General features: G+C 65.1%; 8 protein-coding genes. 3 read left to right on the top strand and 5 right to left on the bottom strand.

The features are described from left to right. Positions 1–179: 179 nt before the first annotated feature. Complete coding sequence (locus AB4118_RS24690; RefSeq protein ID WP_441492209.1) at positions 180–1,334, bottom strand: trans-sulfuration enzyme family protein; 1,155 nt, start codon at positions 1,332–1,334, stop codon at positions 180–182. 115 nt (positions 1,335–1,449) lie between these two features. Here AB4118_RS24690 and AB4118_RS24685 point away from each other — a divergent pair, with 115 nt between their 5' ends. Further along, the gene (locus AB4118_RS24685) at positions 1,450–1,959 is read left to right on the top strand and encodes a TspO/MBR family protein (protein ID WP_441492208.1); all 510 of its coding nucleotides are present in this window, start codon (positions 1,450–1,452) and stop codon (positions 1,957–1,959) included. Positions 1,960–1,972: 13 nt separating this feature from the next. Here AB4118_RS24685 and AB4118_RS24680 read toward each other — a convergent pair whose 3' ends face one another. From AB4118_RS24680 to AB4118_RS24665, 4 genes are all read right to left on the bottom strand, one after another. Then, complete coding sequence (locus AB4118_RS24680; protein ID WP_441492207.1) at positions 1,973–3,340, bottom strand: Nramp family divalent metal transporter; 1,368 nt, start codon at positions 3,338–3,340, stop codon at positions 1,973–1,975. A gap of 183 nt (positions 3,341–3,523) precedes the next feature. Further along, a complete protein-coding gene (locus AB4118_RS24675) occupies positions 3,524–3,898 on the bottom strand; it encodes a response regulator (protein ID WP_441492206.1) in 375 nt (124 codons plus the stop codon). A gap of 3 nt (positions 3,899–3,901) precedes the next feature. Beyond that, entirely contained in the window at positions 3,902–4,462 is a 561-nt protein-coding gene (hpt, locus tag AB4118_RS24670; protein WP_069882402.1) for a hypoxanthine phosphoribosyltransferase, read from the bottom strand. Positions 4,463–4,615: 153 nt separating this feature from the next. After that, positions 4,616–5,413, bottom strand: coding sequence for a zinc-ribbon domain-containing protein (locus tag AB4118_RS24665; protein ID WP_441492205.1), 798 nt, complete (start codon positions 5,411–5,413; stop codon positions 4,616–4,618). A gap of 279 nt (positions 5,414–5,692) precedes the next feature. On the opposite strand from AB4118_RS24665, the gene ftsE reads away from it, so the two are divergent. Together ftsE and AB4118_RS24655 are read left to right on the top strand one after the other, a co-directional pair. Next, positions 5,693–6,352: a cell division ATP-binding protein FtsE gene (gene ftsE, locus AB4118_RS24660; protein ID WP_274533614.1), complete on the top strand. Its 660-nt coding sequence runs from the start codon at positions 5,693–5,695 to the stop codon at positions 6,350–6,352. Next, positions 6,339–7,298, top strand: a complete 960-nt coding sequence (locus tag AB4118_RS24655; protein ID WP_441492204.1) for a cell division protein FtsX — start codon at positions 6,339–6,341, stop codon at positions 7,296–7,298. Before ftsE ends, AB4118_RS24655 begins: the two co-directional genes overlap by 14 nt. The last annotated feature ends 3 nt before the right edge of the window (positions 7,299–7,301 follow it).

Genomic DNA, 7,301 nt, shown 5'->3' with positions numbered 1-7,301 from the left:
CGCCCAGCCTGATCCAGACCAACCACGCTGCAGCTGTTCTTGCCCAAATCGACACCAAGAATCTGAATGTCCTTCATGCCACCCTCCTGTTGCGACCCGATCAGCATGGAGGAGAGGGGCGGGCCATTCCATAAAGGGGGGCACGTGCGCCTGCTGGCTATGGCACGGGCGACCCTGCGCTAGGCGTGCCCGGCCTTCAGCGCCTGGTCGAGGTCGTTGTAGAGGTCCTCGACATCTTCGATGCCGGTCGAGAGGCGCAGTAGATCGACCGGGCAGGGCGAGCCTGCGCCCTCGATCGAGGCGCGATGCTCGATCAGGCTCTCGACGCCGCCCAGCGAGGTGGCGCGCTTGTAGAGCTCGACATGCGCCGCCGCCTTGATCGCCGCCCTCTCGCCGCCGGTGACCTGGATCGACAGCATATAGCCGAAGCCGTTCTGCATCTGGCGCGCCGCGATGTCATGGCCCGGATGCTGTGGCAGGCCGGGATAGAGCACGCGGGCCACCAGCGGGTGGGCGGAGAGCTTCTGGGCGAGCGTCATGGCGGAGGCCGTCTGGCGTTCCTGGCGGACGTGAAGGGTGCGCATGCCGCGCATCAGCAGATAGGCCTCGAAGGGGCCGAGAACGCCGCCCTGCATCTTGCGGACTGTTTTCACGCGGTTCCAGAAGGCGTCATCCTCGCGGGCGCAGAGGGCGCCGGCGACGACGTCGGAATGGCCGTTCAGCACCTTGGTGGCAGCGTGCATGACGATGTCGGCACCGAGCGTAAGCGGCCGGGTATGGACCGGGGACGCGCAGGTCGAATCGACCGCAAGCTTCGCACCGGCCGCATGGGCGATCTCGGCGGCGCCGGCGATGTCGGTGATGGTCCAGAGCGGGTTCGAGGGCGTCTCGGCCCAGACCAGCTTGGTGACGCCTGGCTTTACGGCGGCCTTCAGCGCGTTGAGATCATCTGTCTCGACGAATTCGATCTTCAGGCCCCAGCGCGTGGCCTCGGTCAGCAGCCAGGAGCGAAGCGCCCAGTACATCACCTTCGAGGCGACGACATGATCCCCCGGCGAGAGCGCCTGGAAGACAGCCGTGGCGGCCGCCATGCCCGAGCTGAAGAGCAATGCCCCCGCCTTCGCCTCTTCCAGCATCGCGAGCACGGTTTCCGCCTCGCGCACCGTCTCGTTGTCCGGGCGTCCATAGACGAAGCCGGAGGAGTAGCCGTTGTCCTCGTCGCGGATATAGGTCGTGGCGATATGGATCGGCGTCACGACGCCCTTGGTGAGCTGATCGATCTTGCCCATGGCCTGGGCGGCCAGCGAACGGGGATGAAGCGGGCGCTTGGTCATGGAGCGATTCCGGAAAGGTTCCATGAGGAACGGGAATGTCCATCTGGCGCAGGCATGGGGGTTGGCGCAAGGGTCTCGGCTTGCCGATGCCGCAGACGCACCCCATGCTGGGGGCATGAGCACTTTGTCGAGCAAGGCCGGATCTTCGCCGAGGCCGATCTGGGTCGATCTGCTGATTGCGATCGTCCCGGTGGTCGCCGCCTCGCTGCTGGGCAGCGCGGCCACCGTTCCGCAAATCCCAGGCTGGTATGCGACGCTTGCCAAGCCGCCATTCAACCCGCCGAACTGGCTGTTCGCGCCGGTCTGGACGGCGCTGTTTGCGATCATGGCGTTGAGCGTCTACCGCATCCTCCGACTGCCGGCAGAGACGCCCGGCAAGTCCGGGGCGCTGATCGCCTATCATGTCCAGCTTCTGCTGAACGTGCTGTGGTCATTCGGATTCTTCGGAATGCAGAGTCCGCTCGCCGGGATCCTGGTGATCCTGCCGCTGCTGGCGATGATCCTGATCACGATCAAGCGCTTCGCTCCGCTCGATCGTCTCGCGGCGAACCTGTTCTGGCCCTATGCCGCCTGGGTGTCCTTCGCGACCGTGCTGACAATCTCGATCTGGTGGCTGAACCGGTAGATGTCCGCTCGGTTCAGCCGAAGGCGACGTCGAAGATCAGCTTGACGTTCAGGGCGATGATGATCGCTGCGATGACGAAGGCGCTCGCCGTCAGCCAGCGCGGCGAGACCAGTTCGCCCATCTTCTTGCGCGACGCCGTGAACATGACGAGCGGCACGATGGCGAAGGGCAGCTGGAAGCTCAGGATCACCTGCGAGAGGATGAGCAGCTTGCCGGTCTGCGCTTCGCCATAGACGATCGTCACGACGATGGCAGGGATGATGGCGACCAGGCGCGTGACCAGGCGGCGCAGCCATGCCGGCAGCTTGATGTCGATGAAGCCTTCCATGACGATCTGTCCCGCCATGGTCGCGGTCACCGTCGAGTTCAGGCCGCAGCAGAGCAGCGCGATGGCGAAAAGCGATGGCGCGATCGAGGCGCCGAGCAGCGGGGCGAGCAGTTCATGCGCGCGCCCGAGTTCGGAGACGGTGTTCTGACCGGTCTTGTAGAAGGTCGCGGCGGCGAGGATCAGGATCGCTGCGTTGATAGTCAGTGCGAACATCAAGGCGACGGTCGAATCCAGTGTCGCGTATTTCAGCGCCTCGCGCTTCTCCGGCAGGCTGCCGCCATAGGCGCGGGTCTGCACGATGCCGGAATGCAGATAGAGGTTATGCGGCATCACCGTCGCGCCAATGATGCCGAGCGCGAGGTAGAGCATGTTGGGATTGGTGACGATGTCGGTCGTCGGGGCAAAGCCGCGAATGACCTGGCCCCAGTCCGGATCGGCGAGTGCGATCTGGACGGCGAAACAGACGGCGATGACGCCCAGCAGCGTGATGATGAAGGCTTCGATCCAGCGAAAACCCTTGGTCTGCAGCCAGAGGATGACGAAGACATCGAGCGCGGTGATCAATACGCCGATTTCGAGCGGAATTCCGAAGAGCAGATTGAGGCCGATTGCCGTGCCGATGACCTCGGCGAGGTCGGTCGCGCAGATCGCCAGTTCCGCAAAGATCCAGAGCGGCCACGAAACCCAGCGCGGATAGGCATCACGGCAGGCCTGCGCAAGGTCCCTGCCTGTCGCGACCGCCAGCCGCGCGCAAAGCGACTGCAGGATGATCGCCATGATATTGGAGACGAGTGCGACGACCAGCAGCGCGTAGCCGAACTGCGCGCCGCCCGCGAGCGAGGTCGCCCAGTTGCCAGGGTCCATGTAGCCGACGGCCACCAGATAGCCCGGCCCGAGAAATGTGAGGAACTTGCGCCAGGGAGTGGCCTTGGCCGAAACCGGGATCGATCGAAAGACGTCCAGCAGCGACGGATCACCCCGCGGCCGTTGCCACCCGGCGGGGTGTGCCGCGTCCGCGACATCCTTCGACGTGCTCACGACATCGATCGTCATGCTCGACCCCGACCTGCAATTCATTTGCAAGAGCAGGATGACAGGTCGAGCAAAACCCGTCAATGCAGCTGCAACTCGGTTGCAATAAATGCCGCGACGAAAGTCTGCGGCTGTCGCCAAAGGTCGGCATTCTCCGGCCCGATGAATCGCCTGGAGGGCGTGATACCGGTATAAGCGCGATGTTCAGCCGATCGAGCGTTCGATCACGCGCATGACCGTGGTGCGCAATTCGGCGATGGTGAAGGGCTTCGTCATCACTTCCGAGACGATTGCCTCCAGGCTCTTGGCGCGCTCACGCTGCTCGGCATAGCCCGTCATCAGCATGATGGGCAGGTCCGGAAACTCCTGTTTGGCGGCGAGCGCGAGCGCGATCCCGTCCATCAGCGGCATGCGGATATCGGTGAGCAGGAGGTCGAAACGCCCCCTCTCGGCCATGAGAATCTCCAGCGCTTCGGCGCCGTCGCCCGCCATCATGCAGACATGTCCGTCAAGCGTGAGACCGCGCGCCACCAGGGCGCGCAGGCTTTCCTCATCGTCGACGACCAGAATACGTGACATCGTTCAGATACCTGGAAGGCCGGCCTGATCGGCAGTCTCGATGACGCCGACATAGGGCAGCTGTCGATAGGAATGTGCGACATCCATGCCGTAGCCGACAACGAAGTAATCGGGACAGTCGAAGCCGACATAATCGGCCTGGATGTTGACGGCGCGCTTGGCCGGCTTTTCCAGGAGCACCGCTGTGGAAACGCGCGATGCGCCACGGGCGGCCAGCAGGTCCTTGGCGAAGGCGAGGGTTCGGCCGGATTCGAGAATGTCGTCGACCAGCAGCACCTGACGGCCACGAACGTCGCTCTGCACGTCGCGCAGGATTTCGACCTGCCCGGAGGAAATGGTCGCAGCGCGATAGCTCGAGAGATGGACGAATTCGACCTGCGGCGTCATGCCGGCGCGATGCATCGCCCGGATGAGGTCGGCGACGAACATGAAACTGCCTTTGAGCACTGCGACGACCAGCAGGTCGGGCGGGTAGGCGGCAGCGATCTCGCGTGCCATTTCCTCGTTCCGCTTGGCGATCGCGGCCTCTTCGTAGAGCACCCGGATGCGTAGGGGCTGAGTCATCGTCGTCAGTGTCCTTTCGGGTCTCGCCGGATGCCGGCCGCCCGTTTGGCGCAGCACGCTGCGCAGTCTGGTTCCAATCGCAGGTTTATACGATCGCTTGCAGCGGGATAGTGCGGCGAGGTGAAGGCGCGGGCAACCTCGACCGTTGTCTGATCAGCGTGCGCTGGCGATCCCGGCCGACTTGGCGGCGGTAAAGCGCACCAGCACGGATTGCCCGGCCTCCGGCGGGGCCGCGAGCCGGGCTCGGAAACGGATGAGCTCGGAGGGTTCCAGGGTCGGGCGCGGCGGCTCCGTTGCCCAGGTATAGAGGGTCTGGCCAGCCGAATCGCGCACGGCGACCTCGATTTGCGGCACTTTGGCGACGGTCTTGGTGATGTTGGTGACATCGCCCTCGACCACCAGGAAGCGGCCTTGCGCGTCCTGCACGACCCCGCTCTCGATGCCCGTCAGGCTGAGGCCGCGCACGTTCACCGGCAGGCCGATCTTCTCGAAGACGACAGCGAGCTGGGGAGCGCCACGGACCGCCACGTCCCGTTTCCAGACAAGCAGCCCGAGCACGGCGAGACCGCCGATCGCGAGCGCCGGCGCAGCCATGGCTCGCATCCGGGTGCCCAGCGGCACGGGGGCGGCCTTTCGACCTGTGCGCGCAGAACGGCGACCGCGCGGCCTGGCTCCAGGGCGGCTTGGTTCATCGCCTTCGGCCAGGGCCGCGCGCTCGGCTGTGAGTGCGGACACCTGTTCCTCGATCTCGGCAGCGCGGCGCAGCTCTTCGTCGAGCAGCGCGGTCGTTTCCTCGCTGCTCGGCGCATCGGGAAATGTGACCGGCTGGGGCTCCGCCTCGACATGCCAGCGCGTCTCGCATTTGGCGCAACGCACCTTGCGCCCGGACGGGCCAAGTTTGGCCGCATCGAGTTCATATTGGCTGGAGCAGGACGGGCAGACGATCAGCATGGTTTGGCGAATGACTCTTTCGCAATGGCACCGGTACGCGCGGCTCAGGTGCCGCTGCAGATTTCTTCCCTGGCGCAGCGCGATTCAAGCTCTCGCGTGCGGCTCGTGGAGGTCTCGACCCATTGGAGGGATTTATGGTTAACGCCCCGTGAAGAACCTGTACTGCATGGTTTGAAGATCGGCCGGCTTTCCGCCGGCACCGGCTTGCGGTGTAGGATCGCGGTCGAGATTCGCAAGGGATGCCCGCGACTGCCGGGCTTGCTCCGAAGGGACGAGGGCTTGGTTCGGTTCGAGAATGTCGGTCTGCGTTACGGCATGGGCCCCGAGGTGCTGAAGGACATCAACTTCAGCATCGCGCCGCGCTCGTTCCAGTATCTGACCGGCCCGTCCGGCGCCGGCAAGACGACCCTGATCCGGCTCGTGCTAATGGCTCTGAAGCCGACGCGCGGGCTGGTGAACCTGTTCGGCCAGGATGTGTCGCGGCTGGATGCGACGACGCTCACGGCCTTCCGTCGCCGCATGGGGGTGGTATTCCAGGATTTTCGCCTGCTCGATCACCTCACGGTCTACGAGAATGTCGCGTTGCCGCTGCGCGTGCTCGGCAAGGAAGAGACGAGCTACCGCGCGGAGGTCGTCGAACTGCTGCGCTGGGTCGGTCTCGGCGAGCGCATGCATGCCGTACCGACCATTCTCTCGGGCGGCGAGAAGCAGCGCGCCGCGATCGCGCGCGCCTTGATCGGGCGGCCGGAGTTGTTGCTGGCGGACGAGCCCACCGGGAATGTCGACCCGGCGCTCGGCCGGCGATTGCTGCGCCTGTTCATGGAATTGCAGTCGCTCGGGACCGCCGTCGTGATCGCAACCCACGATCTCGCGCTGATGGAGCTCTATGATGCTCCGCGCCTTGTCATTGCCGACGGCCATCTTCATGTCGACAGCTGACTTCGAGCAGGATGGGGAACCGCGTGAACGCGCGCTCCCACTCAATCTCCGACGGGACCAGCCGCTGGTTCCGGTCGATTCGGCTGCCGGCCGGGCGCTGGTCGCGGTGATCGCGATCCTGACCTTTCTCGCGGCCCTCAGTGCCGGCGCGGCGCTGCTCGCCGCACACGCCTCCGAGCAGTGGCGCGGTGCCGTCGCCAATGAGATGACGATCCAGATTCGGCCGGACACACGCCGCAATATCGAGAGCGACGTTGCGCGCGCGGTCGAGATGGCACGTGCCGTTGCCGGCGTCGACGAGGTGCGCGCCGTACCGAAGGCGGAGTCGGACAAGCTGCTCGAGCCCTGGCTGGGCGCGGGGCTCGATCTCGTCGAACTGCCGGTGCCGCGGCTGATCGTGTTGAAGCTGCGCAGCGGCAATTCGGCGGAAATCGCGGCTTTCAAGGAAACGCTGCGGCGCGACGTCCCGACCGCGAGCCTGGACGATCACCGCCTCTGGCTGCGCCGCCTCTCGACCATGGCCAACACCATCATCCTTGCCGGTGTCGTCGTCGTTCTGCTGGTCCTGACCGCCGCGGCGCTGGCCGTGGCCTTTGCGACGCGCGGAGCAATGGCCGGCAGCCGCGACAGCGTCGAGGTCTTGCATCTTGTCGGAGCTGATGATGACTTCATCGCGCGGGAATTCCAGGCGCGGTTCGTCAGGCTCGGGCTCAAGGGGGGCGCGGCTGGAGGGCTTGCTGCAATCGTGGCCATCGCCATTCTGGGCTGGCTCGCTTCCAGCTGGAGTTCGTCGCCGGGGTCAGAGCAGATTCAGGCCATGTTCGGTGCTTTCGAGATCGGCTGGTCGGGTTATGCCGCTGTGCTTCTGGTGGCGATGGTGGTGGCGGCGATATCCGGTCTCGTTTCGCGGTTTACCGTGCGCCATTATTTGCGGGTGCTGGGGTAGTGA

This window comes from Allobosea sp. 2RAB26 (genome assembly GCF_052115465.1).
Classification (GTDB): Bacteria; Pseudomonadota; Alphaproteobacteria; order Rhizobiales; family Beijerinckiaceae; genus Allobosea.
The sequence above is the reverse complement of the archived record's forward strand: the minus strand, read 5'-3'. Positions and strand labels throughout refer to the sequence as shown.

Coding starts and splice junctions, on each gene's coding strand:
- AB4118_RS24685 (WP_441492208.1), top strand. CDS start 1,450: ATGAGCACTTTGTCGAGCAAGGCCGGATCTTCGCCGAGGCCGATCTGG.
- AB4118_RS24675 (WP_441492206.1), bottom strand. CDS start 3,898: ATGTCACGTATTCTGGTCGTCGACGATGAGGAAAGCCTGCGCGCCCTG.
- AB4118_RS24690 (WP_441492209.1), bottom strand. CDS start 1,334: ATGACCAAGCGCCCGCTTCATCCCCGTTCGCTGGCCGCCCAGGCCATG.
- AB4118_RS24655 (WP_441492204.1), top strand. CDS start 6,339: ATGTCGACAGCTGACTTCGAGCAGGATGGGGAACCGCGTGAACGCGCG.
- hpt (WP_069882402.1), bottom strand. CDS start 4,462: ATGACTCAGCCCCTACGCATCCGGGTGCTCTACGAAGAGGCCGCGATC.
- AB4118_RS24680 (WP_441492207.1), bottom strand. CDS start 3,340: ATGACGATCGATGTCGTGAGCACGTCGAAGGATGTCGCGGACGCGGCA.
- AB4118_RS24665 (WP_441492205.1), bottom strand. CDS start 5,413: ATGCTGATCGTCTGCCCGTCCTGCTCCAGCCAATATGAACTCGATGCG.